Below are 24,587 nucleotides of genomic sequence, written 5' to 3' on the forward strand. Positions count from 1 at the left end.
GATGATGAGGTGTTGTTTTCAGCCCACGCGGGGCAGGGCGACGCCAATCAGCACGTCTTTGGTCACCAGCGTTCGAAGCTGCTCTTCGCTCATGTGTTCTGAGCCTTCAGGCCTGACCGGCACGACCAGGTAGCGGCTTTCGGCGCTGGTATCCCAGACCTTGACCACCATGTCCCGCGGCAACTCCGTTCCCAGTTCGCGCAGTACCGTACGCCCCTCCCGGACCAGGCGTGCGCGAAACTCGAAACCCTTGTACCACTCCGGTGGCAGGCCGAGGACCGGCCAGTTGGTGCAGGAGCACAGGCTGCAGACAATGACGTTCTTCACCGTCGGCGTATCCTCCAGGGCGACGATGTATTCGCCCTGGGGGCCGGTGTAGCCGAACTGGGCGCACGCAGCGGTGCCGTCCTTGAGCAACAGTGCCCGGAACTGCGGATCGACCCATGCCTTGGCCACCACACGGGCGCCGTTCTCGGGGCTCCAGCCGTGCTCCATCAATTGCGTGAGCTGCTCGACATAGCCCTCCGGGATGAGTTCCTTGCTCTTGAGGACTTGAAACAATGCCCAGGCTCTTTCGCCGGGCGTTGAAGTAGCTGTACTCATGGGGTTATTCCTATCAGTCAACACGGGGATAAAGTCATTGGATTTCTTATCGTTCTTCGGGCGCCGGCGACGCCCGTCGACGGCTCAGAGCGTGCGCCAGTCCACGGATGCTTCAAACGCCGCCGCAGCCTGGTAAAGGGTGCCTTCGGCATAGTGTTTGGCGACGAGCATCAGCCCGACGGGCAGGCCGTCTACCCGCCCGCACGGAATCGACATGGCGGGATGCCCGGTGATGTCCTGTGGCGCGGTGTTGCCGATCATTTCCAGTGCGCGCGCCACGTACTCAGTGATCGAGCAATCGGCCGGTGGGTGGGGTTGGGCGATGATCGGCGTGGTCGGCATCACCAGCAGGTCGTAGGTCTGGAGTGCCTTGTCATAGCCCTGTCGGGCAAAGCGCGCGAGGTTTTGCGCTTTGGCGTAATAACGCCCGTTGTAGTGGGTGAGTCCGTATTGACCGACGAACATGCACAGCTTGAGCGACGCGGATAATTGGTCGGCCTGTTCGCGCCAGCCGGCCTGTTTGTCCAGCAGGCCGACATCGTAGAGGCCTTTCCAGTTAAAGCCCGCGCCGTTGCCATGCATCATCTGCATGGTCAAGCCTTCGCAGCCGATGGGGTGCCACAACGACCCTGCCAGGTTGTGCTCGGGAACGGACACCGGCTCGACATGCGCGCCCAACGCCTCGAGACGGGCGATGGCGTCACGCACTTTCTCGGCGACGCGAGGATCCTGGTTGGCAAGCGCAAACCCCTCTTGCAATACGCCGATCCTGAGCCCGCGCACACCCCTCGCCAGGTAGCTCTGATAGTCATCGACCTTCGGCGAGGCCTGGCGTGGGTCAAGCCCATCCGCGCCGGCCATGGCTTGCAGCATCAGCGCGTTGTCGCGCACGTTGGCGGTGATGGGGCCGACATGATCGATCGTGGCTTCAATCGCCATGACCCCGGAGTAGGGCACCAGGCCGTGGGTCGGCTTCATGCCGTAGGTGCCGCAGAAGGACGACGGGATTCGGATGGACCCGCCTTGATCACCGCCAACGGCCATGTCCACCTCTCCGGCTGCGACCAACGCCGCACTGCCCGAGGAAGAACCGCCGGCGGCGTAACCGTGACGATGGGGGTTGTGCACGGGGGCCGGATCAGAAGTGTGGCTGCCGCCGGACAAACAGTAATGCTCACAGGTGGCCTTGCCCAGGATCGTCACCCCGGCATCCAGCAGACGCGTGACCACGGTGGCGTCGAATGACGGTACGAAACCGGCCAGCGGCGCCGCGCCGTTCATCATCGGCACACCCGCCAGGGAAATGTTGTCTTTCAACGCGACGGTTTTGCCGACCAGCAGGCCCTCACGGGCACCGTTCACTTCAGCCCGGCAGTACCAGGCGTTCAGCGGGTTTTCCTTGTCCGAGGGCCGATAGCCCGAACTGCGTTCGTAGCGTATGGGCGGAACGAAATCAGGCAGTTCGTCGACCAGGTCGTAGGCGTCGAAACTCGGTTGCATCAGGTCCAGATACTGCGCTGCCTGTTCAGGCGTCAGTTGCATGTGCAACTGGGTGGCGAGGTCCTGCAGTTGATCAAGCGTGGGACGAATAATGGCCATGATTTTCCTTGAATTCATCGGTGGTCGGTGGGAAGACGTGAGGCTGTTCAAACACTTCCTGCACCTTCGGGGTCGGATCATTCCGGGTGGCAATGGAGAACAAATTAGGCCTGTTTTGCCACGGCGGCTTGGTTGAACAGGACACTCGTTTGGCTGAACAGGACAGCTCATCCGGGTGCCACTTCAAGGGCTTGGCTTTTGACGAACGGCACCATTCCCAGCGCGACTCGACGAGACTTCATGGTCAAATACCTGCCAAAAAGTGGCCCCGACCTCATGCGCTAGAGACGAGGGCCAAAAAATAATCGGGACGAAGGGCGCGGTGCCGGGTGTCAGCTTTGCGCGACACCTGCATCACGCAACATGCCGGTCTGCGGGTGGCAGTTGATGTACTCGAACAGCTGGCTCTTGGCGTCCGAGACCGACACTTCGTGGTACAGCCGCAATTTCACCAGGCCGGCCGCCACGCGGAAGAAGGTGACGAAAATGCGCAGGTGGGTGGGATGGGATTCCGCCCAGCGTTCCAGTTTCTCGACCGAACGCCAGTGGCCGATGTTGTAGCTCATGTCGAGGAAGTTGCCGTCGAGGTCGATGTTGCGTACGAATCGATTGCTGTAGCAGCCCAGGGGCGCCCCGTTATCGCGCAGGAAATCCATGCCGTCCTGCAACGTCGGCAGGATTTCGTCGAGGTACAGTGAACGCTCGTCAGCCTCGGCGTCAGCCCAATCCTGGCCGGAGCGAATCAGCGCGATGTTGTCATGGCCCATGACGATGACGCGGCCACCTTTGGCCGGGTCGCCCAGCACCACCTTCAGTTCGCCCGTGGGGCTCATCCAGTCCGTCTGGGACGCCGGGAAACGATCGCGCATCGAGCCCCAGTAACCGTGCTCTTCGATCTCGCCGCTGGTCGTGTCCATGATCGCGCCCACCCCCGGCAACTGCTTCTGGAAGGCGTAGAGGGTTTCGAATTGCTCGGCACGCGGCGCGGTGATTTCGCGAAAATAACCCAGGCCGTCGTTCAGGCGATCCGGCGATGCCCACCAGTCATTGACGGGCGGTGATCGCAACCAGCGGCAATAGGCCGCCGCGTCCTTCCAGTAGCCGACGATCATCAGGTTGTCGTAGCCACTGTTGTCCGTGTGGTGGGTCAGATCATGGGTCTGCGGGCCGTCGGGCAGGCTGAAGCTGCCGACGATGTCGCGCATGGCCTTAAGGGCGCGCGCACGCTGCGCCTCACCGCGAAACTGCACGCCCAGGTAGGCCATCACCACTTGCTTCAAGTGTTCGTCGGCGCGGCCGACCCACATAGGGAAGGGCGGCTGGTAGTCCTCGGGCACACGGCGGGACAACGTCCGTGGGCATCTAAGGTGTTTGTCGATCGCAGATTCCATGGGCGGCTCCTTGTTTTTTTCAGGTTCAGGCGTAGCGGGCTGGACAGGCCGTGAGGTCATAGTCAGGCATGTGCGAACCGCCTCGCTTTGTTCGCCAGGACAACCGTTTGGTTGGAAAAGACAGGTGCCGGATGCCAGGGCTCAGGAGCGATAAAGGGGGCTGGGCGTGGTCTGAATTTTGCTTTCCAGGATCGACCGGCAGCGTGTCGCTGCTTCAAGTCGTTGCATTAAGGTGAGTGCCATGGCTCAGAACAATCAATATTCCACCCTTGCCGTTTCGCAACCGCGTCGCTTCGATTACTGGAAAGAAGTGGTGTGTCGCCATTGTCTTATGGCTGACAGCAAACCCTCGACCCAGAGCGATTTCAACGGAACGCTCCAGGTCTCCGGTGTGGGGGCGCTGGATGTCTCCAGGCTGTCGTCCCCGCTGCATCATTGGGTCCGTTCCGAGCGGCATTTACGCAGTGGCCCCGCAGAAGACCTGTGGCTGGGCTTCACCCTCAATGGGTATGGCGAAATTGAGCAAGAGGGGCGCAAGGCCACACTGGGGGCCGGTAATTTGTTCCTTTATGACGCAACCCGACCGTTCCGATTCAGCCTGGGGGGGAGCGAAAACCACTTGATGCGCATCCCTCGGCAGTTACTGACTGAGCGGTTGCCGCGTGTGGCGGAATGCACCGCAATGGTGCTGGATGACCGCCGCCCCGGCGTGGTGCCGTTGCGCGAGATGCTGCGCCAGATGGCGAACACTCCCGTGCTTCTGGAGGATGGAGGCATTTGCAATCGTTACTCCAACACGATAATCGACCTGCTCGTGATTAGCCTGGAACTCCAGGACCTGAAGACGACTCATCAGGAGCTGGATCTTTATGCGCGGATAATGACCTACATCCAGCACCACTTGAGCGAGCGAGAACTGTCGATCGAGCTGATCGCCCAAGCCCACCACGTGTCCACCCGCACGGTGACCCGTGCATTCGCCCGTCATCAGAAAAGCCCGGTCGCAGAGATCTGGAAAGAACGGCTGAATGCCAGTCGCGCGGCCATCGAGTGCGGCCAGGTGCGCAGCGTTTCCCAAGCCGCACTGGACTTCGGTTTTTCCGATTTCTCCCACTTCAGCCACGCGTTTCGCAAGGCGTTTGGTGTTGCGCCTCACACGCTCTTGACGCGCAACTGACGGGGCCCCAAAAAAAGGCGGGGGTTATTGGCGTCCTGCTCGATAAAATTGACGAGATGAAAGGGTTAAGTTGCTAGCGATCCCCCTGCCGATTCAGGCCCGAGTCGCGACCGACGCAGCCTCGCCGGGGCTCGGCAGCTACGGATTTGACAGGCGTCAAGGTGCTCCCACTTCAGGAATGCTCGATCACCATCACCGCCGTGGTGTCCGCCTCAAGTGCCTCGAACACATGAGGCACATTCGCCAAGTAGCTGATGTAGTCGCCGGCGTTGAGCAACACCGGGCCACTCGCCGGGCCGATACGTGCACTGCCACTGCACAGCACCACATGCTCTACGGTGCCCTGCGGGTGAGGCTGAGACAGACGAACTTCGCCGGGCTGCACCTTGAGTCGGTAGATATCGCGCTGTACGCCGGCCGGGCAATCGGCAAGCAGTGTCGCTGCGTAATGGGCCGTCTCGGCATAGGCGGTCATGCCCTCGTTAGCGCGAATCACCCGCAGGGCCTGCCGGGGTTGTTCGAAGAACCGGGTGACTTGCAAGCCCATGGCCATCGCCAGCGACCACAAGGTTTCGATGCTGGGGTTACCGATGCCCGACTCCAATTGAGACAAGGTCGACTTCGCTACCCCGGCGCGCTTCGCCAGCTCGGTCAAGGAAAGCCCGGCGGCCAGGCGCTCGCGCTTGATTGACAGCGCCAGCAGATCGATTCGACTCGGATTATTTCCCGGCAGGTTGTTCGTTATATCGGTCATTTGTTTTATAAACCATCCTTGAATGGGTTGACGCTCTTGGGGGGTATGTTCAGTATATCGGCCATTAGTTCATTATAAAGTCGTATTTGCCAGCCTATTTCCCCGCGAACGGTGGCTTGGGCCATGGTGATGTCGATAGCAAGGAAGCCGTGAGTGATGAAGTCGCAAACCCGTGGGACGCTCGAAATGATCTCGGCCATGGCCATCTCCGGCACAGTCGGCTGGTTCGTCGTCATGTCGGGGCAGAGCCCGGAGGCGGTGGTGTTCTGGCGTTGCCTGTTCGGCGCCCTGGCGATGCTGGTCGCGTACCTGGTGCCTGGGGGGCTGCGCAGCGCGCGGATCGCTGCCCGGCCATTCATTCTGGTGTGCCTGGGCGGGGTGGCGCTGATCCTCAACTGGGTGCTGCTGTTCGGTGCCTACACACATGCCTCTATCGCCATTGCCACGGTGGTCTACCACGTTCAGCCGTTCATGCTGGTCGGCCTGGGTGCGCTGTTTTTTGCCGAACGCCTCAGTGTCGCCAAGGTCGGCTGGCTGCTGTTGGCCTTCGCCGGGCTGATGCTGATCGTGTCCGCCAAGGGCCGTGGGCAGGCCACCGGCGCCGACTACCTGCTGGGCGTCTGCCTGGCGCTGGCTTCGGCCTTTTTCTATGCCGTGGCGGCAGCGATCACCAAGCGTCTCAAGGATTTTCCCGCGCACCTGATCGTGCTGATCCAGATGGTGGTCGGCGTGCTGGTGCTGGCACCGTTCGTGGACTTCACTGGGGGCGAAACGCTCAAGGGCGCCTGGACTTACCTGATCATTATCGGGGTAGTCCATACCGGGCTGATGTCGACCCTGCTGTACAGCGCCATCCAGAAAATCCCCACGGCACTGGTCGGGGCACTGTCGTTCATCTATCCGATTGTCGCTATCCTGGTCGACTGGGTAGCCTTCGCCCATCCCCTCAGCACCCTGCAGGTGATGGGCGCAGGCGCGATCCTGCTGGCGGCGGCGGGCATGAATTTTGGCTGGTCGCTGGGCCGCGCGGGGCGTCAGGACGTGACGTAAGGTCGGGCGCCCAACCGCCATCGAGTCAAAAGACATCACGCCAACCACTGGCGGCGATGCGCCTGGGAAGAACATCCATGAATACTCATGGTTCCGGTGTCACGGCCTGTCATAATCCGGGGGGCGCGCCTGGATCCGGAAGCGAGTGGCGCAGTGCCCCACCCATATCCATGGCTCTCGGCAGTCCGGCCCGCTTTCACAACCCTCTAGGAGTCCGTGCCATTCATGGTGCTGTTCAATCGATTGAGCGCGTTTTCGATCCAGGCGCGCAGGGCACTGGGACTGGTGTGGGAAACCTCACGGCCACTGTTCACGGGGCTGTTGCTGGCGACGATTGTCGCCGGACTGCTGCCCGCACTGGCCGCCTGGATTGGACAGCGCATTGTTGATGGCGTGGTCCACGCCATGCAGGTTCATGCGGCCGGCAGCCAGGCACCCGTGTGGCCGGTGATGCGCTACGTGCTGGCCGAGGCCGGTGTGCTGGCGTTGTTGGCGGCGGCGCAACGGGCGCTGTCGATGCAGCAGTCGCTGCTGCGGGTGAAGCTGGGCGTGAAGGTCAACCTGATGGTCCTGGAGAAAGCCCAGACCCTTTCGCTGCTGCAATTTGAAGACGCCGAGTTCTACGACAAGCTGGTGCGCGTTCGCCAGGGTGCTTCGACGCGCCCGCTGAGCCTGGTGACGAAAGGACTGGGGTTGGTGCAGAACCTCATTTCGCTGGTCAGCTTTGCTGTCCTGTTGGTGCACTTTTCGCCGTGGGCCCTGTTGATTCTAGTGGTCGGCGCGTTGCCGGTGTTCTTCGCCGAGACGCATTTTTCCGGCAATGCGTTCCGCTTGTTCCACCGCCGTGCACCGGAGACGCGTCAGCAGAACTACCTGGAATCCTTGCTCTCCCACGAGTCCCATGCCAAGGAGGTCAAGTTGTTTGGCCTGGCACCGCTGTTCCTCCAGCGCTATCGCGACAACGCCCAGCGTTTGTATACCGAGGACCGCCAATTGACGCTGCGCCGCGATGCCTGGGGCTTCGCATTGGGCCTGCTGGGCACCGCAGCGTTTTACCTGGCCTACGCCTGGGTGGTACTCGACACCGTGCGTGGCCAGACGAGCCTGGGCCAGATGACCATGTACATCGTGCTGTTCAAGCAGGGGCAAGCCGCAATCACCGCCAGCCTAAGCGCCATTGCCGGGCTGTACGACGACAGCCTGTTTCTCTCGGACCTGTATGAATACCTTGAAACCCCCGTAATCACGCCGCGCGGCCGACTCACCCAAGGGGCGCGCCCTGGCGATGGCCTGCGCTGCGAACAGGTGAGTTTCACCTACCCGGGTGCTGAATCTGCCGCGCTGCGCAATATCAACCTGCACCTGGCACCGGGGAAAAGCCTGGCGCTGGTGGGTGAAAATGGCTCCGGCAAAACCAGCCTGATCAAACTGCTAACCCGTCTGTATGCCCCGGATGAAGGCCGCATCCTGCTGGATGGCAGCGACCTGCAGGAGTGGGACGAACACACCCTGCGCCAGCGTATCGGCGTTATTTTCCAGGACTACATCCGCTACCAGATGACCGTCGGCGAAAACCTGGGGGTGGGTGACGTCGACGCCCTGGACGACCAGGTACGCTGGCGCAGCGCTGCCACTCAAGGCGTGGCGGCCGATTTTATCGAGCGCCTGAGCCATACCTATTCAACCCAGCTGGGACGCTGGTTCGGAGGTCAGGAACTGTCCGGTGGGCAGTGGCAGAAAGTCGCCTTGTCGCGGGCGTACATGCGTCAGGATGCCGATCTGCTGATCCTCGATGAACCCACCGCCGCGCTGGATGCCGGGGCTGAGGCGGCGGTGTTCGAGCACTTTCGCGAGCATGCCAAGGGCCGCATGACTCTGTTGATTTCCCACCGGTTTTCCAGTGTGCGCAGTGCGGATCACATTATTGTGTTGGAACGCGGGCAGATTCTGGAGGAGGGCAGCCATAGCCAGCTGATGGCTGCGGGTGGACGGTATGCCGAGCTGTTCGACGTTCAGGCGCGGGGTTATCGCTAGGAAACCCACCGCCGCGTATCTTCCGATCCCTTCAAGCGACGTGTGCGGACCTCTATTTGGCAGGGCCGGATTTGAACACGCCGCTGAGCACAAACGCATAGCGTTCCGGGCGGATAAAGAAGGTGGTGCGGTCGCAGCAGCGCCCGTCGGCAAAGTAAGAGCTGCGCTCCATCACCAGCAGCGCGGTGCCGCGTTTGACGTGCAGGGTGCTGGCCAGGCTGGTATCGGCCGTTTGCGCACGAATGGCCAGGTCGGCACGGATGACGGCCAGGCCGGGTGAATTCGTCGCGATCCTCGGGCCGTCCGGTTGCGCCTGGGCGGCGCACGCATCAAGGACCGCTATCGCGGCGCCTACTGGACCGGAGAAATGCGCGTGACGGGAGCGGTCATCAACGGCTTTCGCGCCTTGGGCCTCGATCACCCGGAGCAAACCGTATGGCGCAAGGACGCCACGACCCTGGCCTTTCGCACCGACACCAACGGCGACACCGACAGTATCGAAATCGACCTGTCGCAATTGGCCGGCGCGACGTTGCAGATCCGCAGCCGCATCGACAACTACATCAAGGTCGGCGATCCGTCCGAACCGCAGCCCAACGCGGGGCAAGCCCGCTCGCCACAAGGGGCCGGTTCAGCTCAGGCATTGCGCCCCGGCTTTGGCCACCTGTGCATCCTGGCCAGACTTGACCCCGGACACACCGACGGCGCCGATTACCTGGCCGTCGACGATGATCGGCACACCGCCTTCGAGGGAGGTCAACAAGGGCGCTGACAAAAAGGCATAGCGTCCGCCATTGACCATCTCTTCATACCCTTTGGACTCACGCCGACCCAGTGCCGAGGTGCGGGCCTTTTCGGTGGCGATGTAGGCACTGACCGGCGCGCAGCCGTCGAGGCGTTCAAGGGCCAGGGGATGGCCGCCGTCATCGACAATGACGATGGTCACGGCCCATTGATTGCTGCGGGCTTCGGTGCGTGCAGCCGCAAGGATTTGGCTGACTTCGGTCTGGCTCAGTACGGCTTTGGTTTTCATGGGGATTCTCCAGTACTGGGTGAGGGCAACGCGGCCTCGACCAGTTCGATCCAGTGCCTGACCGGGGTGCGCCCCGCTCCGTCGAGGTGGGACTGGCAGCCAATATTGGCGGTGGCGATGACGTCGGCGTGGCCGCTTTCCAACGCAGTGAGCTTGTTATCGCGCAGTTGTCGCGACAATTCGGGCTGGGTCAGCGAGTAGGTGCCCGCCGAGCCGCAGCACAGGTGGCTGTCGGGAACAGCGGTCAGGTTGAATCCCAGGCTTGTCAGCATGGCTTCAACGGCACCGCCGAGTTTTTGCGCGTGCTGCAACGTGCAGGGGCAGTGGAACGCCAGGCGCTGGTCGCTGTGTACGCCGAGCTTATCCAGCGGCTCGCCGCGCAGCACTTCAACCAAGTCCCTGGCCAGGGCACTGACCCTTTTCGCCTTGTCGGCATACGCCGGGTCGGTGCTGAGCAGGTGGCCATAATCCTTGATAAAGGCACCGCAGCCGCTGGCGGTTTGCACAATGGCCTCGGCACCGCTTTCAATGCTCGGCCACCATGCATCGATGTTGCGCCGCGCACGCTCAAGGCCGGCCGCCTGAGCGTCGAGGTGATAGTCCACGGCACCGCAGCAGCCTGCCTCATGGGTCGATATGACGCTGATCCCCAGTCGATCCAGCACCCGCGCCGTGGCGGCGTTGGTATTGGGGGACAGACTCGGCTGCACGCAGCCCTCAAGCATCAATACCTGGCGGGCGTGGTGTGGGGCCGGGCGCGGTTTGACCGGGTAGGCGCGGCGAGGCAACTTGGCCTGCAAGGTGTTGGGCAACAACGCCCGAAATAGCTGGCCACTGCCGATCAGCACGTTGAATAGCGCGGGATTGGGAACGACGCTGCGTAACCCTTCGCGCAGCAAGCGTTGACTGAGCGGGCGTTGCACTGCCGCGTCGACCACCGCCCGGCCGATGTCGAGCAAGTTGTGATAGTCGACGCCTGAGGGGCAGGTGCTTTCGCAGTTACGGCAGGACAGGCAACGGTCCAGGTGCTCCTGGGTCTTGCGCGTGACTTCATTGCCTTCGAGCACTTGCTTGATCAGGTAGATGCGCCCCCTCGGACCATCCAGTTCATCGCCCAGCAGTTGATAGGTCGGGCAGGTGGCATTGCAAAAACCGCAGTGCACGCAACTGCGCAGGATGCTTTCGGCTTCTTCAGCGCGAGGCAGTCGGCGGGCGTCTTCGCTCAAGGTGGTCTGCATGGTTCAAAGCTCCGCGTACAGGCGACCGGGGTTGAAGATGCCCCGTGGATCGAGTTGCTGCTTCAGATTCCGGTGGTAGCGCATCAACGTGTCGGGCAGCGGTTGGAAGGGACTGTCGATCAGGCCCAGGTGGTAGCAGGTCGCATGCCCGCCGAGTTTATCGACCACCGTGCGAATGACACTCGCGTCGGCGTCGGATTTGAGCCAGCGCTGGGCGCCCCCCCAATCGATCAGTTGCGTCCCTGGCAGCGACAATCGGGGCGTGTTGTGCGGCAAGGACAGGCGCCAAAGGGGCAGGTCCTCATCGAAGAAACTCAACCGGTGTTCGTTCAGGTCATGCCAGTAGGCAGCGTCCAGACACTCACCGCCCAGGCGGTCATGGGCCGCCGCCACCGAGCCTTCACCCCCTTCGAGTCGCAGGTGCAGGCGCTGGCCATCGTGACACGCGGCGCTGATCGGCAGCGGTTGTTGCCCCCATTCCGCCAGGCGCAGCAAGGCACGGTCGGTGTCCAGCTCCAGGCTGATGCTCAAGGTTTGCCGTGGTTTGGGCAGGACCTTGAGGGACACTTCGGTCACCACCCCAAGCGCGCCGTAACTGCCGGCCATCACGCGCGACAGATCGTAGCCGGCGACGTTCTTCATGACCTCGCCGCCGAAGCGCAAATGCTTGCCCTGTCCGGTGATCAGCCGTGTTCCGAGGATGAAGTCGCGGACCGATCCTGACCACGGGCGCCGTGGCCCCGAGAGTCCGCAGGCAATCATGCCGCCCACGGTGGCGTGTTCACCGAAGGAGGGCGGTTCGCAAGGCAGCATCTGTTGCGAGGCGTCCAGCACTTCTGCCAACTCCGCCAAGGGCGTGCCGCAACGGGCGGTGATCACCAGTTCAGTCGGGTCGTAGCTGACGATGCCACGGTGGGCGCGCGTGTCGAGGACTTCACCTGTGACTGCGCGTCCAAGGAACGCCTTGCTGTTGGAACCCTGGATGAGCAGCGGCGTGGCGTTGTTCAGCGCCTGGTTGACCTGCTCCAGCAGCGCTGCGCTGGCGTCGATAGCGTGTTCACTGTGCATCAGAAACGCTCCAGGTCGGGGAAGGGCATCTGACCCAGATGAACGTGCATGGCGCCAAACTCGGCGCATCGATGCAACGTCGGGATATTTTTGCCCGGGTTGAGCAATCCGCCTGGGTCGAATGCGGCTTTGACGGCGTGGAACACGCTCAGCTCATCGCTATTGAACTGGGCGCACATCTGATTGATCTTTTCGCGGCCCACACCATGTTCACCGGTAATGCTGCCGCCGACCTTCACGCACAATTCGAGGATCTTGCCGCCCAGGGCTTCGGCGCGATCGAGTTCCCCCGGTTGATTGGCATCGAACAGGATCAGCGGGTGCATGTTGCCGTCGCCGGCGTGGAAAACATTCGCTACCCGCAGGTCGTACTCGGTCGATAACGCCGCGATAGCGTGCAGCACGCCAGGCAGTTCGCGGCGCGGTATCGTCCCGTCCATGCAGTAATAATCCGGTGAGAGGCGGCCCACCGCCGGAAACGCATTCTTGCGCCCGGCCCAGAAACGCACGCGTTCGGCCTCATCGCGAGCCTGGCGCACTTCGGTGGCGCCGGCCTGTTCCAGCACTTGGCGCACGCGGTCGCAGTCGTCGTGGACGTCGGCTTCTACGCCATCGAGTTCACACAACAGAATCGCTTCGGCGTCCACCGGGTAGCCGGCGTGAATGAAGTCTTCGGCGGCGCGAATGGCCAGGTTGTCCATCATTTCCAGGCCGCCTGGGATGATGCCGGCGGCAATGATGTCCCCCACCGCACGGCCAGCCTTTTCGACGCAGTCGAAGGCTGCCAGCAGCACTTTGGCCGTTTGTGGTTTGGGCAGCAGCTTGACCGTGACCTCGGTGATCACCCCGAGCATGCCTTCGGAGCCGGTGAACAACGCGAGCAGATCGAAACCCGGAGAGTCGAGGGCCTGGGACCCCAGGCTCACGTGTTCGCCGTCGACGGTTAGCACGTCGACGTTGAGCAGGTTGTGCACGGTCAGCCCATACTTCAGGCAATGCACGCCACCGGCGTTTTCCGCCACATTACCGCCGATGGAACAGGCGATCTGCGAGGAAGGGTCCGGCGCGTAATACAAGCCAAATGGCGCAGCCGCCTGGGAAATCGCCAGGTTGCGTACCCCCGGCTGAACCCGGGCGGTGCGGGCGGCGGGGTCGATGTGCAGAATGTTGTTGAAGCGCGCCATCACCAGCAACACGCCTTTTTCCAGCGGCAGCGCACCGCCGGACAAACCAGTGCCCGCACCACGAGCCACAACCGGTACACGCCGCTCATGGCAGACTCGAAGCACGCCCTGCACCTGATCGATGTGGCGCGGCAGCACCACCAGCATGGGCGTGGTGCTATAAGCGGAGAGGCCGTCGCATTCGTACGGCTTGAGCGCTTCGCGCTGGTGCAGGATTTCCAGATCAGGCAACCGAGTCTGCAGGGCGTGCAGCAGCGCCTGTTTGTCGACGTCAGGCAGGACGCCGTCGACGCGTTCATCGTAGAGAATGTTCATAGTCGGTAGGCGACCCTCAGTTGTTTTTATTCGAGGTCTGTTCCGATGCAGCTGGCTTGCATCATTCGCCTGGGGCGTTTTACTGTCTATGGGTTGTTGGTCTGGTCGAACCAGTTGTTTAATCGTTGTTTCTTTATTCGGTTAAAAAAGACCATCAAAAACAGTCGATTAGCCGGGTGTTTGAGCACTGGCGAGTCGGACGCTGAAGCTGGTCATACCAGTTGGAGATCGCATGGACAGCACAGAAACGGGCCGTACCCAGCAAGTTGCCGACGTGGTCTGTGAGCGGATCGAGCGCCTGATCGTCGACGGTGTGCTCAAGACCGGGCAACTGTTGCCTTCGGAGCGGCGGTTGACGGAAAAACTCGGCGTCTCGCGTACCGCCCTTCGCGAGGGACTCAAGGTGTTGCGCGCTCGCGGGATTATCAACACCGAGCAAGGCAAGGGCTCATTCGTGGCCGACCTGTCGGGGCCGGGCGTGGCGTCACCGCTGCTGCACCTGTTCAGCTCGCAGCCGCGGACGCTCTACGACCTGTTCGAAGTGCGTAGCCTGCTCGAGGGCGAATCCGCCCGCTTAGCGGCCCTGCGTGGCACCGACGCCGATTTTGTCCTGATCACCCGCGCTTATGAGGCATTGCTCGATGCCCACGGCCATTTGCTGGAGGCGAGCGAACATGCTCGGCTTGATCATGCGTTCCACCTGGCGATCTGCGAGGCGTCGCACAACCCGGTGCTGGTGCAGACCTTGCTCTCGCTGACGGACTTGCTGCTCAACACCGTCTTCGCTTCGGTCAACAACCTCTATCACCGTGAACCGCAGAAGCGCCAGATCGATCGCCAACACGCACGGCTGTATAACGCCGTGATCGGGCGCCTGCCGGAGCAGGCGCGCAAGGCGGCCATCGCGCACATCCAGAGCATCTGCGAAAACCTCAGGGAAATTGAAAGCGAAGAGCAACGGCTGATTCGGTCCACGTTGCGACTGGAGGGGTGGGCGTGATGCAGCGCCTGGATCTATTATTCATTTTAGGAATAAGAATAATAGAATATATTCCTTGGTAGTATTAGTCATCATGCTACCTTGCTGTCACCGGACCGCCGGATATGTTCAATCCTATTGTTATGGTACGACTATGTCTGGCGCCCGAATCTTCCAAATCAGCCTTGAGGCTCTGTCGCATGACGGCGCCCACGCAGCGATTTATCACGCCGGCAATATCCGCATCAGTTCTTTTTCCTCCATTGCCGTTCCATTCGTTACCGGCAAACCTCTCCCTTGTCAGGCCAACAGCGAAGCCTGCAGTGCAATCAGCGGAGGCTTGGCGTTTCTTCTCTACGCCATGTGAATCGTCGTTGTTGGGTGGACTGCCCCCGGCATCGTAGACATCTCCAGCCTATGCTTGGTACTAAGGCTCTGTCCAGGCGCAGGTGAGCGCCTGGTAGAGCACGTCACGCTTCTCAAGCTGGAAAATGAGAGACCCAGCCGGAGCGGTCTCATCCTCAAACGACTCAAAAACTTACCCAGCAGTGTCGGTCTGCCGTCATTGAAGCTCCTCAAGGAATTCACAGCCATTATGAACAACGCTAAAAAACTGACTCTAGTGGCTGCTCCACCTGGCACAGATTTCCATCGCGGTGACGGTTTCAATAAGAAGTTCGTCGCTTCCAGATGCTTGGTACTTGCAGTGTCGCTTGGTGGGTTGTCGACATTAGCTTCCGCCGCGTCTCAATCCCCGCCGTGTGAAACACCACCGGGCGGGATAATGTTCATTACTCAAGACTGCGTCGATCCGGAGTTCGACCGCCCGGTAATAGATAGCCGAGAAGATTTGAAAAGCCCTGTTCTGACGCATCGCGTTTCCGGGCACTTCGAAGGCACCGATGTAAAGTTCAGCTTTTTCTTCCCGCCGAAAGCCCAATGGAAAGGGCGTTTCTTCCACAAGGTTTATCCCTTGGGTGACGGTAGCGTTCCGGACCGGGTAATCAAATTTGGTGCCGACAGCGGTGCGTATACCGTGGATACTGTTTCGCCCTCTGGCTATCGAGCCAACGCGGCGGCTGCAAAGTTCTCGAAGATGGTCGCTGGGGAATACTATGGACTGCCCGCTTCTCAGATCCACGGCTACATCTATGGTGGCAGCGGCGGGTCTTATCTGACCATTGCAGCGGCTGAGAACTCGTCGGGGGTATGGGAGGGTGCCGTTCCATTCGTCATTGGCGTTCCAACATCCATTCCTACCAATTTTTTTGTTCGTGCTTTCGCACGTCTTGTACTCGAAGATAAAGCGTCACACATTGCCGACGCTATGCGACCGGGAGGTAGCGGCGATCCTTTTGCAGCACTTGACGCCACGCAGGCCTCGGTTCTTGCGGAGGTCACGGCAATGGGCGTGCCCCTGCGCGGTTGGGATAATTACGCCTACATCCTGGGTCTCAACGACCCGCAAGGTTTACTGGGGTTTGCCAGTTCGGTCAAAGGCATTGATCCCGGTTATGCAGATGACTTCTGGAGTAAACCTGGCTACCTCGGTACCGCGCAATCCACTCTGGGCACTCTTGTACGAAGGGCGAAAATTGAGCGCGTAGTGTCGGTTCAAAGGATAGATCGTGACTCGGCTGGTAAGCCATTAAGCTTGCACGTGGCCGGGTTGTCGCACCTCAAAAACAGCTCTTGGTTGGACTTCACTCTCGAAGGGGCAGAAGGGGGCAATCGAAAATTGCTTGGGTCTTTGGATGCCGAGCGCGGAGTCATTACGCTGTCCGCGCAAAATCAAGTCGACATGCTCAACACTCTGAGAACTGGAACCAAGATTCGTGTCGACAATCGCTGGGCAATTGCGTTGACCTCCTACCATCGGCATCAGGTACCGGTTTCTGGTGGATTTGCTGTGTGGGATCAATTTCGCAATGCAGACGGTTCTCCGCGCTACCCGCAACGCCCCCAAGAGGTAGGTTCAATAATCAGCGCAGGTGTCAGCGGAGGCGGTAGCTTCACCGGCAAGATAAACAGCAAGATGATAATCATAGCCAATGCACTTGATGTCGATGCCTACCCTTGGGATGCCAACTGGTATGGCCAGCGATTGAAGGCGGGAGAGGGTAATCAGTACGACGCGAAGGTGCGGATCTGGTTAAACGATAATGCAGACCATTTGGATGGCAGCGTTGTTGCCTCGGGCGCGGCTGACAATCAGTTTGTGAGACTTGTAGATTACAACGGCATCCTCGAACAGGCCGTCAGGGACGTAAGTGCCTGGGTGGAAAATGGTACAGCGCCGCCTCGCTCCACTCAGTATGGGCTCAATAATGGCCAGGTCTCATTACCTGCAGACGCATCAGCAAGGCAAGGCATCCAGCCTGTTGTGAAACTCACGTCCAGGAGCGGTGAGAGAATCATTGCCAAAGTCGGGGAGCCCGTCACGCTGCTGGGTGACATTACCGTCCCGCCATCTGCCGGCAAAATTGTGAAAACGGAATGGAGCCAGACGGGGAACGATGATTTTCTAGACGCTCCGCTTCCTCATCAGCCGTCAGAAACGCTCGCTATACATAAAACACTCACCTACTCGGAACCTGGCACCTACTATCCCGTGCTCCGCGCTACCGTCCAGCGTGAGGGTGACGCCACGGCGGAGTTTACGCGGGTCGGAAATCTGGCAAGAGTGCGAGTAGTAGTGGAGTAGGAAATGCCCAGGTAATTTCTCACGAATTCGGCCATAGGCCATTGGTGCTGCGAGTAACATGCAACCGGTAGGCCGGGACTTGTTTCGCAGCGATGTTCCTGCTCGATAGGTTCAGGGTTTGAGAGCATGCCGTAGCTGGTGTCCGTGCCGGTTCAGCTGCCGTTCGCGGCGCTCTTCATCCCAGCGATAGAACCCTTGCCCGCTGCGCAGACCGGTATTGCCTGCGGCCACTTTCTCCCTGAGCGGCTCGATGAGTCCACAGTACGGGCATCGCTGAAAAACCGCCTGCTGTCGCAGCAATCAAACCGACCAGTTGCAATCCAGGTTAGCCACTTAGGGTGCTGGCGAACCACCCCAGCGCTGAGAGCTCTGCAGCAAAAGCGAAATGACCTGCGCGCTCCTGGCCGCGATCAGAGGAGGCACACAGCAGAGGCATCAAAATGATCGCTGCTAACTTGGAAGTGCAGCCGCAAGTCCGACATGTGAACTGCATGCTGACCGCATTGCACGCCTAATTAGGCCCCACCAAAATACCTGCAAATGCAAAGCACAGCCGAGGAGGACAGGACTAAAAGAGTTGCAATAATGCCGGCGTTACGACCAAAAATATTATTGGTTGTAAACGAAAGTGCATAGCCATGCAGAATGCGACCAACAAGCAGTATTGAACCAAGTGCGTGCAGTTGCCATTGCGGTGAGCCGCTTAATTCTAGAAGTCCAATCAGCAAGAGTGCCAGTGGAACGTACTCAGCGAAATTGCCGTGTCCTCTGATGCGCCGAAACATGACGGGGTTGCCACCGTCACCAAAACTGGGACTGCCGGGACCTACTCTTCCAATAATTACTCGGACACTTAGCACAACGAACAAAATTGCAAGTAGTCCGCTATAGAGGATTGTAACTTTCATTATGTGTTCCTTGCCCAAAGAGGGGGCTTGGCTAGTGTCTAAAGTCGCTCGCTTCGAAGTATTGTGCAGTCCGTGTAGTGGCCATCTTCGCTCTTTCAATTGCGCTGCGTTAGTCGAAGCTGAAGCATTGCTACTGGACGTCTCCCAAGGAAGAATGCGATTTTGATATGGCGGAAACAGGGCAAGAAATAGTTTGCCCTGATACAGGATTTAAGCGTCAGCACCGCCTAAAATATTTTCAAGTTGCATTTCTTTTAAAACACGGTCTTGAATGGGCTGCTTGGCAGCGTTAATTTCATCAACACCCCAAACCATGCCGACAGCTGTGCGCGTAGGGCGTTTGCCAGCAGGCATATCTGCTAGCGCTAAATAAGTATCTACGACCAGCTGTGGATCGGGTGCTTGGTCAGACTGCATGAATTTCGCGAACTCAGCGAACATAGCGCCAGGTATCTTTGCCAATTCACCATAACTGTCAAGCACGTCAAGACGGGAAGGCTCTTGCCCGCCTGCACTCAGACCTGTAGGGAACGGGCCTGGTTGTACGATGGCAACATCAATACCGAAGGGAGCCACTTCGTAACGTAAGCCTTGGACGTAGCCTTCCAGAGCGTGCTTGGTGGCGGCGTATGTAGAGAAATACGGCGCTGAGATCTGGCCGACCATTGATGAGGTGTTAATGATCAGGCCGGACTTGGCTTCCCGCATCGCGGGCAAGACAGCCTGTATAATACGCATAGCGCCATAGTAGTTGGTTTCCATCTGTTCCCTGGCTTGGGCAATACTAAATGCCTCCGTAATACCAAGGTACATTACGCCTGCATTGTTAATCAAAATATCAATCTTGCCCGCTTTAGCCAGCAAACCGGCAACGGCTGTTTTGACGGATTCGTCGCTGGTGACATCCATATCTACAACATGGATGAGGTTGCTATACGCTTCCAGCTCGGCCTTGACTGCGGCGTTCTTGCCTTCTGTGCCACGCATGGTAGCGAACACTCGGTAGCCCTTGTCGGCAAAGTCTTTCACTGCTTTTAGGCCAAATCCGCTGCTGCTACCGGTGATGATTACGTTTTTTTGTGCTTCGCTCATTTTTCTTTCCTGCCTGGCTGTAAATTAAGTACCGTGTGGTACGATAATGTGGGGTGGCATCATGTGTCAAGTTAAAATACTGGGTGGTACGAAATGATTTTAGATCCAACAAAACCTTTAAGGGGACGACCTAAGACCCTAGACCGCGATCACGTTTTGGATGTGGCAATGGAAGCCTATTGGAAAGAGGGTGTACGTGGTTTGTCCCTTAATGAGATTTGCAGAAGATGTGATATATCGAAGCCAGGTCTTTATCGTGAATTTTGGAATGAAGATGGCTTGATGAAAGCGGTTATTCTTAAATATCAGGAACAGGTGCTAGATTCTGTGCTGCAGATGTTAAACACAGAAATGCCGTTTCGAGAGGCGCTTGATAACCTAGTGTCATTTGCCACCTCAGTGAGTGATAGTCAAGAAGTTCCAAAGGGATGTCTTTTGATAAAGATGCGCGAATCACGCATGCACTTGGGTGAAGCAACACGAGCACAAATTGACTTCATACAGGAGCAAGCTTTGGCTGCCTACAGGAAATGGGTGGAGCGTTCAAAGGCCAAAGGTGAGTTTTCTGCAGACATTTCATCAGAGTTTGCATCTGCCTATATCGATGCACAGTTAAGTAATGCTGCGTCGCAGATATCTCGTGGTGAGGATCCGCAAATTGTAAAGAAAATGCTATTAGTCGCTTTTTCTGTGTTCTGAGGAGTATGACTCTTTGCTCAGTGTTTCTGGTTAGACGAAAAACCAGTGTACTGTCGCCGAAATCGTTTACGGCCTGAGCGCTGCCCTTTGGGTAGGCGAGTTGGCGCGAAATAAGCTCGTCACGACCGGCAGCGGACGGTGCCTTCTTATGACGTTGGTGGGTGCGGCTGGACGGCTGTTGGCGCAGCCGACCATTCCATCAAAATTTAAGTGAGTACCGGAAAATCAGGCGGTTTTCGTTGGCGCTATCGGCGTACGTCGACCGATTGGTCGAGTTGCGCCACTGCGCTGACACATTTTTGAACGGCCCACTCTGGACGGTGTAGGTGATATCGGTCACTCGCTCCCATTCCTTACCGTCCTCTCCTCCGAGTCGCAAGCGGGCAGCCTGACGTGTAGTCAACCGCCAGATAGGTGAAATGATCGGCTTTTACAGGCTTGTACCCAAAGGCCGTGAGCCGTTCGAAGTCGGTTGAGTTGCGTTGTGGTGCAACGCAGTGCACGAAGTTGGGCGGGGCGTAACAGGGGGGAGGTTATTCTTCCAGGTGGCCGCGTCGATAGGCGCCAGGGCTGACGCCAGTCCATTTCTTGAAAGCCCGATGAAACGCGCTGGTTTCCTGGAAGCCGGTGGCGGCGGCGACTTGCGTTACCGTAATATCGCCACGCGACAGCAGGTCAATCGCCATGTCGCGGCGAAGGTCGTCCCTGAGGCTTTGATAATGCGTGCCCTCTGCCTGCAAGCGGCGTTGCAGCGTGGAGTTGGACATGTGAAGTTCCACCGCCAGGTCATCACGTTCGGGCCATTTTTCCGGGCAGTCCAAGAGCGCATGGCACATCAGTTTGAAGCTGCCGCGACGCATGGGATGACTGTCGATGCCAAAAAATTCATCGTCCAGCAGGTTGGCTATCTCCACCCACAGGCGGGTAAAGGAGGTCGCTGAGACCCTGGCTTTTGGGGCGTTGAGCAGTTGAGGGTCGAAGTCTGCATTGGCTAACGCAGCTGTCAGGTCCAGTTGCCTTCGCCTGGCGCTATACAATGCTTCATGCACCAAGGCAATTGACGTGGTGCCTTTATCCTGGAGGGGCGTCATGGATATTCCGCACAGGTGTGATTGGCAATAATGTAGGGCTAACGCCGGTTCACCGCCAGTGCGACGAGCCGCTTCAGCAGAGAAGAGCCGCTTCCCAAAAAAGGCGACGAAATAGGAAGCGGAAGAACGGAAGTCAGCGTAGAGACTTCATCCTCGTCTAACCATACAACCGCTGTTCAATCTCTTCGAGCGTGCTGCCTCGTGTCTCTGGTACCCACACTGCAACGAAGGTCAGGGACAGAAGTCCTGCTCCCACGAACACAAAGAAGGTTTGGCCGATCCCGATCGTTGCAACCAAGGATGGAAAGAACATGCCGATCATCACGTTGGTCAACCAGAAGGCTGCGATCGCCATGCCCATGCATCCGCCACGGATGCGCATTGGGAAAATTTCTGCCAAAAGTACCCAGAAAGCAGGCCCGATCAGCCCTTGCATGGAGGCCAAGAACATCGCCATGGCGCCGAGAATGAGCATGGCGCGGGTGACGGAGGGGTCGACAAAAACTGAAACCAGGCCAATCAACAGCAAAGACAATGTGGTGCCGGTGAAGCCGAGCAACATCATTGGGCGACGCCCCACGCGGTCCAGCAGAGCAATACCCACGAACGTTGCGCCAATCGAGATAATGCCGTTTACGACATTGGCTATCAGTGCGCTACGTTGTTCCAGGCCTGCTTCTGTGAGGATCTGGGTGCCGAAGTACATGATTGAATTGACTCCGGTCAGCTGCGACGTAACAGCGATACCGATGCCAATCAAAAAGATTCGTCGCGCGCCTTTTTGAGACAGATCGCGCCAGCCACCTTTTTTGATGAATCGCTCGTTGCTGATCTGCTGAGTGATGGCCTCCATCTCAGCCTTGGCGTAGTACTCCTCCCGTACCAGTTTCAGTACCTCCAGGCCCTCTCTGAAGCGCCCTTTGGTGGCTAGCCAGCGCGGGCTTTCCGGCATGTAGAGCATACCCAACCAGAGTGCCACGGCTGGCAGGGTTGCCAAGGCAAGCATCCATCTCCAAACACCATCGAGATCGCTGAACAAATTGCCCAGTGTGGCGTTGGTGGTGAAGGCCAGGAATTGCCCGGTGACGATCATCAGCTCGTTGCGAGTGATGATGCGACCGCGGATGCTGGATGGGGCCATTTCCGCAAGATACGCCGGCACGACGACCGACGCGCCGCCCACCGCTAACCCCAGCGTGAAGCGGGCGGCCACCATGACGTTGAGGGTGGGCGCCAGCGCACAGGCCAACGCGCCAAGAAAAAACACTACGGCGAGGAAAAGAATGATACGGCGGCGACCCTTGAGGTCCGATAGGCGACCGCTGCACAGCGCCCCCATCATTGCGCCGATCAATAGGGCGCTGGCGACCAAGCCCTCCGTAAATGGCGTCAGGCCCAAGTCATCCTTCATATAGAGCAGGGCGCCATTGATGACGCCGGTATCGAAGCCGAACAGCAGGCCGCCAAACGTGGCAATCCAAGTCACTTTTTGCAGGTAGCGCTGTGCCTGGCGTTTTTCAGGACTTACATAGGCGGCTGAAGTGTCTGCCGTATTTCCGTAGGAATTAATTGTCATTGTGATATTCCTGACTGAAACTTATGGGGATGCTCACTCGCCATTGCGGTGAGCGATTTAATATGGAATTACATTGGTTTTTTCTCGTGGTGCGATTCAGATGGACTGGGGTTTGAAATCGCTGGCGGCAACCGGCATGACGCTCTTTAGCAGTCTTACGGACTTTTCCAAGCCCTCGAGGCTGTTGAGTAAAACGTCCTCATGCTCAATCGATAGCCAGCCATCGTAGCCAGCCATCTTCAAGCGGTAGCAGAATTGCCGCCACCATTGCTCACCGTGGCCGAATCCAAGCGTGATGTAGGACCAGCTTCGGGATGGGATATCCATCAATGAGCCATTTTCCAGGAGTGTATCCACGGCCTGGACTGGCGCGTTAAGCAAAGTATCTTTGGCGTGCACATGGTAAATGGCGTCGCCCAGTGCCTCGGCGGCGACCAGCGGGTCAGCGCCCATCCAGAACAGATGCGAGGGATCCAGGTTGGCTCCTATCACCGGTCCGATCGCATTGCGTAGTTTCAGCAGCGAACGGACGTTGTAGACGCACTGGTTACCGTGCAATTCCAAAGCGATACGCTCCACACCGTTCTCCTTGGCCAGATCAGCGATCTCGCTCCAGAAGGGCAGCAGGCGTTCTTCCCATTGATAGCGCAGCATTGTCTGGGTTTCGGGAGGCCATGAGGCAACCACCCAGTTCGGCATCCTGTCGCCGGCCCGACCCTCTGGTAAGCCGGACATGGTGCAAACGGTCTTGACTCCCAGTTCACCGGCTACGCGTATCGTGTCCTTGAGACACTGGCCTTGCTCGGGCTGCGTGGGATGCAAAGGGTTGCCGTTGGCGTTCAGGGAAATGATTTCCAGGCCGTGCTCCTGGAAGCTGCGTTTGAGTGCCTGGCGTTCCTCGGCGCTGGCGAGCATCTGCGCCAAGTTAAAGTGCGGCGCGGTCGACCATCCGCCGGTGTTGATCTCCAGGCCCGACACTTCCAGGCGTTCAGCCTGCTTGAGCATCTCCCGCAATGGCAGGTTACCGAGGCTGTCGGTGACGAATCCCAGCTTCATGACGTAGCTCCTTCTCGCGATCGATAGAGGGGCGGTACTTCCAGCGTTGGCAAAACTACCCGGCGACGCTGATTGAGTGCCTCGATACCGGCTTGGGCGACGATGGCTGCGCAATAGCCGTCCCAGGCATTCGCGGCATGGACAGGGAATACGCCTGTGTTGATGAACTCCACGAATGCTTTGTTCTGCAGGCGGTAGGCGTCGGCGAAACGCGGCCGCCAATCGGCAGCGTACCGTTCAAAGCCTTGAAGACGGGTATTGAAACGAGCATTTACGGGTGTGGCCAGTTGCACGGAACCCAGCTCGCCCACGAGCTCGCCACGCACGTCGTACCCGTAATGGGCGTTGTTGTTGATTTCGATGTTCACCAGATGGCCTTCCCGGGTTTCCAGCACCATGAATACCGGAGCACCGGCGCCATCCTCAGACGTGCGGGTAGGTTGGAACACTGAAATGGCAACGTATTCAGTGTCGAGCACATGACGGGCAACATCGAACTCATGAGGCGCGGAGTTACTGATCGCCATTTGCCCGCTGAAGTTGGCGGGAGCTTCTACGTTGCGATGGAAATTGTGCATCATCACAGCCCGACCTATCACGCCGTCGCCCAAGGCACTTTTCATTTCCCTGTACGACGGGTCAAACCGGCGCATGAAGCCCAGTTGCACGAATTGGCGACCCCGGGAGGCCTCTTTGTCGATGACCGCCAGGCACTGGTCCGGGCTTTGAGACAGCGGCTTTTCACACAGTGCAGGTTTCCCAGCCTCGATGGCTGCCATGGTCAGGACCGCATGGGTTTCGTCCGGGCTGGCGATGATGATTGCATCGACATCGGACCTTGAAAGTGTGAACAGTGGATCAGTGGAAACGTCAGCGGCGCCATAACGGTCAGCTATCAGCTTCGCTCGCTCTGGCGACGCATCACACACCACATGCAACGTGGCTCCCGGAAGGTCCTGGGCAATGATGCGGGCGTGATCTTCCCCCATAATCCCTGCGCCGATAACGGCGATTCGTATGCTCATATTCAACTACC

The 24,587-nt window shown here is 58.9% G+C and carries 21 protein-coding genes and 3 pseudogenes; 8 read left to right on the forward strand and 16 right to left on the reverse strand.

Annotated features, from left to right (window positions below):
• Positions 1–18 precede the first annotated feature (18 nt).
• From nthA to M2397_RS06960, 3 genes are all read right to left on the reverse strand, one after another.
• Positions 19–603 carry a nitrile hydratase subunit alpha gene (nthA, locus tag M2397_RS06950; protein ID WP_131696432.1) on the reverse strand — a complete coding sequence of 195 codons (585 nt, stop codon included), beginning with the start codon at positions 601–603 and terminating at the stop codon, positions 19–21.
• 84 nt (positions 604–687) lie between these two features.
• Complete coding sequence (locus tag M2397_RS06955; protein ID WP_259242508.1) at positions 688–2,202, reverse strand: amidase; 1,515 nt, start codon at positions 2,200–2,202, stop codon at positions 688–690.
• A gap of 332 nt (positions 2,203–2,534) precedes the next feature.
• A complete protein-coding gene (locus tag M2397_RS06960) occupies positions 2,535–3,593 on the reverse strand; it encodes a phenylacetaldoxime dehydratase family protein (protein WP_167655305.1) in 1,059 nt (352 codons plus the stop codon).
• 241 nt (positions 3,594–3,834) lie between these two features.
• On the opposite strand from M2397_RS06960, the gene M2397_RS06965 reads away from it, so the two are divergent.
• Complete coding sequence (locus tag M2397_RS06965) at positions 3,835–4,770, forward strand: helix-turn-helix domain-containing protein (RefSeq protein WP_131696429.1); 936 nt, start codon at positions 3,835–3,837, stop codon at positions 4,768–4,770.
• Between the two features lie 172 nt (positions 4,771–4,942).
• On the opposite strand, the gene M2397_RS06970 is transcribed toward M2397_RS06965, so the two are convergent.
• A complete protein-coding gene (locus M2397_RS06970; RefSeq protein WP_131696651.1) occupies positions 4,943–5,524 on the reverse strand; it encodes a helix-turn-helix domain-containing protein in 582 nt (193 codons plus the stop codon).
• 156 nt (positions 5,525–5,680) lie between these two features.
• Between M2397_RS06970 and M2397_RS06975 the strand changes: the two genes are divergently transcribed.
• Both M2397_RS06975 and M2397_RS06980 read left to right on the forward strand, forming a co-directional pair.
• Positions 5,681–6,574, forward strand: coding sequence for a DMT family transporter (locus tag M2397_RS06975; protein WP_259242510.1), 894 nt, complete (start codon positions 5,681–5,683; stop codon positions 6,572–6,574).
• Positions 6,575–6,799: 225 nt separating this feature from the next.
• The gene (locus M2397_RS06980) at positions 6,800–8,608 is read left to right on the forward strand and encodes an ABC transporter ATP-binding protein (RefSeq protein ID WP_259242511.1); all 1,809 of its coding nucleotides are present in this window, start codon (positions 6,800–6,802) and stop codon (positions 8,606–8,608) included.
• A gap of 52 nt (positions 8,609–8,660) precedes the next feature.
• Here the strand turns inward: M2397_RS06980 and M2397_RS06985 are convergent.
• Positions 8,661–8,882, reverse strand: a pseudogene (locus tag M2397_RS06985) (UTRA domain-containing protein); the annotation flags it as partial.
• Between the two features lie 27 nt (positions 8,883–8,909).
• Between M2397_RS06985 and M2397_RS30275 the strand changes: the two are divergent.
• Positions 8,910–9,203, forward strand: a pseudogene (locus M2397_RS30275) (hypothetical protein); the annotation flags it as partial.
• A gap of 36 nt (positions 9,204–9,239) precedes the next feature.
• Here M2397_RS30275 and M2397_RS06990 read toward each other — a convergent pair.
• From M2397_RS06990 to glcD, 4 genes are read right to left on the reverse strand one after another with little or no spacing between them, the layout of a single operon-like run.
• Complete coding sequence (locus M2397_RS06990; RefSeq protein ID WP_259242512.1) at positions 9,240–9,641, reverse strand: heme-binding protein; 402 nt, start codon at positions 9,639–9,641, stop codon at positions 9,240–9,242.
• Positions 9,638–10,879: a glycolate oxidase subunit GlcF gene (gene glcF / locus M2397_RS06995; RefSeq protein ID WP_259242513.1), complete on the reverse strand. Its 1,242-nt coding sequence runs from the start codon at positions 10,877–10,879 to the stop codon at positions 9,638–9,640. The genes M2397_RS06990 and glcF overlap by 4 nt, the downstream gene beginning before the upstream one ends.
• A gap of 3 nt (positions 10,880–10,882) precedes the next feature.
• Positions 10,883–11,947, reverse strand: coding sequence for a glycolate oxidase subunit GlcE (glcE, locus tag M2397_RS07000; protein WP_259242514.1), 1,065 nt, complete (start codon positions 11,945–11,947; stop codon positions 10,883–10,885).
• On the reverse strand, positions 11,947–13,446 hold the full coding sequence (glcD, locus tag M2397_RS07005; RefSeq protein ID WP_259242515.1) for a glycolate oxidase subunit GlcD: 1,500 nt from the start codon (positions 13,444–13,446) through the stop codon (positions 11,947–11,949). Before glcD ends, glcE begins: the two co-directional genes overlap by 1 nt.
• A gap of 232 nt (positions 13,447–13,678) precedes the next feature.
• Here glcD and glcC point away from each other — a divergent pair, with 232 nt between their 5' ends.
• From glcC to M2397_RS07020, 3 genes are all read left to right on the forward strand, one after another.
• Positions 13,679–14,446, forward strand: coding sequence for a transcriptional regulator GlcC (glcC, locus tag M2397_RS07010; protein WP_259242516.1), 768 nt, complete (start codon positions 13,679–13,681; stop codon positions 14,444–14,446).
• A 133-nt stretch (positions 14,447–14,579) separates the two neighbouring features.
• Positions 14,580–14,792 (forward strand): hypothetical protein, encoded by a 213-nt coding sequence (locus tag M2397_RS07015; RefSeq protein WP_259242517.1) that lies wholly within the window; start codon positions 14,580–14,582, stop codon positions 14,790–14,792.
• A gap of 198 nt (positions 14,793–14,990) precedes the next feature.
• Entirely contained in the window at positions 14,991–17,129 is a 2,139-nt protein-coding gene (locus M2397_RS07020; RefSeq protein WP_259242518.1) for a Tat pathway signal sequence domain protein, read from the forward strand.
• Between the two features lie 515 nt (positions 17,130–17,644).
• On the opposite strand, the gene M2397_RS07025 is transcribed toward M2397_RS07020, so the two are convergent.
• On the reverse strand, positions 17,645–18,037 hold the full coding sequence (locus tag M2397_RS07025) for an MAPEG family protein (RefSeq protein WP_131696421.1): 393 nt from the start codon (positions 18,035–18,037) through the stop codon (positions 17,645–17,647).
• A gap of 210 nt (positions 18,038–18,247) precedes the next feature.
• Positions 18,248–19,129 carry an SDR family oxidoreductase gene (locus tag M2397_RS07030; protein WP_145338676.1) on the reverse strand — a complete coding sequence of 294 codons (882 nt, stop codon included), beginning with the start codon at positions 19,127–19,129 and terminating at the stop codon, positions 18,248–18,250.
• 168 nt (positions 19,130–19,297) lie between these two features.
• Here M2397_RS07030 and M2397_RS07035 point away from each other — a divergent pair, with 168 nt between their 5' ends.
• Positions 19,298–19,828, forward strand: a complete 531-nt coding sequence (locus M2397_RS07035) for a TetR/AcrR family transcriptional regulator (protein ID WP_178116815.1) — start codon at positions 19,298–19,300, stop codon at positions 19,826–19,828.
• Between the two features lie 199 nt (positions 19,829–20,027).
• Here the strand turns inward: M2397_RS07035 and M2397_RS07040 are convergent.
• The 5 genes and pseudogenes from M2397_RS07040 to M2397_RS07060 form a co-directional block, all read right to left on the reverse strand.
• Positions 20,028–20,231: pseudogene (locus M2397_RS07040) on the reverse strand (OprD family outer membrane porin); the annotation flags it as partial.
• 130 nt (positions 20,232–20,361) lie between these two features.
• Complete coding sequence (locus tag M2397_RS07045) at positions 20,362–20,919, reverse strand: AraC family transcriptional regulator (RefSeq protein ID WP_259242520.1); 558 nt, start codon at positions 20,917–20,919, stop codon at positions 20,362–20,364.
• 157 nt (positions 20,920–21,076) lie between these two features.
• Positions 21,077–22,495, reverse strand: a complete 1,419-nt coding sequence (locus M2397_RS07050) for a sugar porter family MFS transporter (RefSeq protein ID WP_131696418.1) — start codon at positions 22,493–22,495, stop codon at positions 21,077–21,079.
• 96 nt (positions 22,496–22,591) lie between these two features.
• Complete coding sequence (locus M2397_RS07055) at positions 22,592–23,551, reverse strand: sugar phosphate isomerase/epimerase (RefSeq protein WP_184742132.1); 960 nt, start codon at positions 23,549–23,551, stop codon at positions 22,592–22,594.
• On the reverse strand, positions 23,548–24,576 hold the full coding sequence (locus tag M2397_RS07060; protein WP_145338679.1) for a Gfo/Idh/MocA family oxidoreductase: 1,029 nt from the start codon (positions 24,574–24,576) through the stop codon (positions 23,548–23,550). Before M2397_RS07060 ends, M2397_RS07055 begins: the two co-directional genes overlap by 4 nt.
• Positions 24,577–24,587 lie beyond the last annotated feature (11 nt).

The sequence above is a fragment of the Pseudomonas sp. BIGb0381 genome, assembly GCF_024809815.1.
Lineage (GTDB): Bacteria > Pseudomonadota > Gammaproteobacteria > Pseudomonadales > Pseudomonadaceae > Aquipseudomonas.

Excerpts from the sequence above, each read along its gene's own strand:
- nthA (WP_131696432.1), bottom strand. The coding sequence starts at position 603 with ATGAGTACAGCTACTTCAACGCCCGGCGAAAGAGCCTGGGCATTGTTT.
- M2397_RS06955 (WP_259242508.1), bottom strand. The coding sequence starts at position 2,202 with ATGGCCATTATTCGTCCCACGCTTGATCAACTGCAGGACCTCGCCACC.
- M2397_RS06960 (WP_167655305.1), bottom strand. The coding sequence starts at position 3,593 with ATGGAATCTGCGATCGACAAACACCTTAGATGCCCACGGACGTTGTCC.
- M2397_RS06965 (WP_131696429.1), top strand. The coding sequence starts at position 3,835 with ATGGCTCAGAACAATCAATATTCCACCCTTGCCGTTTCGCAACCGCGT.
- M2397_RS06970 (WP_131696651.1), bottom strand. The coding sequence starts at position 5,524 with ATGACCGATATAACGAACAACCTGCCGGGAAATAATCCGAGTCGAATC.
- M2397_RS06975 (WP_259242510.1), top strand. The coding sequence starts at position 5,681 with ATGAAGTCGCAAACCCGTGGGACGCTCGAAATGATCTCGGCCATGGCC.
- M2397_RS06980 (WP_259242511.1), top strand. The coding sequence starts at position 6,800 with ATGGTGCTGTTCAATCGATTGAGCGCGTTTTCGATCCAGGCGCGCAGG.
- M2397_RS06990 (WP_259242512.1), bottom strand. The coding sequence starts at position 9,641 with ATGAAAACCAAAGCCGTACTGAGCCAGACCGAAGTCAGCCAAATCCTT.
- glcF (WP_259242513.1), bottom strand. The coding sequence starts at position 10,879 with ATGCAGACCACCTTGAGCGAAGACGCCCGCCGACTGCCTCGCGCTGAA.
- glcE (WP_259242514.1), bottom strand. The coding sequence starts at position 11,947 with ATGCACAGTGAACACGCTATCGACGCCAGCGCAGCGCTGCTGGAGCAG.
- glcD (WP_259242515.1), bottom strand. The coding sequence starts at position 13,446 with ATGAACATTCTCTACGATGAACGCGTCGACGGCGTCCTGCCTGACGTC.
- glcC (WP_259242516.1), top strand. The coding sequence starts at position 13,679 with ATGGACAGCACAGAAACGGGCCGTACCCAGCAAGTTGCCGACGTGGTC.
- M2397_RS07015 (WP_259242517.1), top strand. The coding sequence starts at position 14,580 with ATGTCTGGCGCCCGAATCTTCCAAATCAGCCTTGAGGCTCTGTCGCAT.
- M2397_RS07025 (WP_131696421.1), bottom strand. The coding sequence starts at position 18,037 with ATGAAAGTTACAATCCTCTATAGCGGACTACTTGCAATTTTGTTCGTT.
- M2397_RS07030 (WP_145338676.1), bottom strand. The coding sequence starts at position 19,129 with ATGAGCGAAGCACAAAAAAACGTAATCATCACCGGTAGCAGCAGCGGA.
- M2397_RS07035 (WP_178116815.1), top strand. The coding sequence starts at position 19,298 with ATGGAAGCCTATTGGAAAGAGGGTGTACGTGGTTTGTCCCTTAATGAG.
- M2397_RS07045 (WP_259242520.1), bottom strand. The coding sequence starts at position 20,919 with ATGACGCCCCTCCAGGATAAAGGCACCACGTCAATTGCCTTGGTGCAT.
- M2397_RS07050 (WP_131696418.1), bottom strand. The coding sequence starts at position 22,495 with ATGACAATTAATTCCTACGGAAATACGGCAGACACTTCAGCCGCCTAT.
- M2397_RS07055 (WP_184742132.1), bottom strand. The coding sequence starts at position 23,551 with ATGAAGCTGGGATTCGTCACCGACAGCCTCGGTAACCTGCCATTGCGG.
- M2397_RS07060 (WP_145338679.1), bottom strand. The coding sequence starts at position 24,576 with ATGAGCATACGAATCGCCGTTATCGGCGCAGGGATTATGGGGGAAGAT.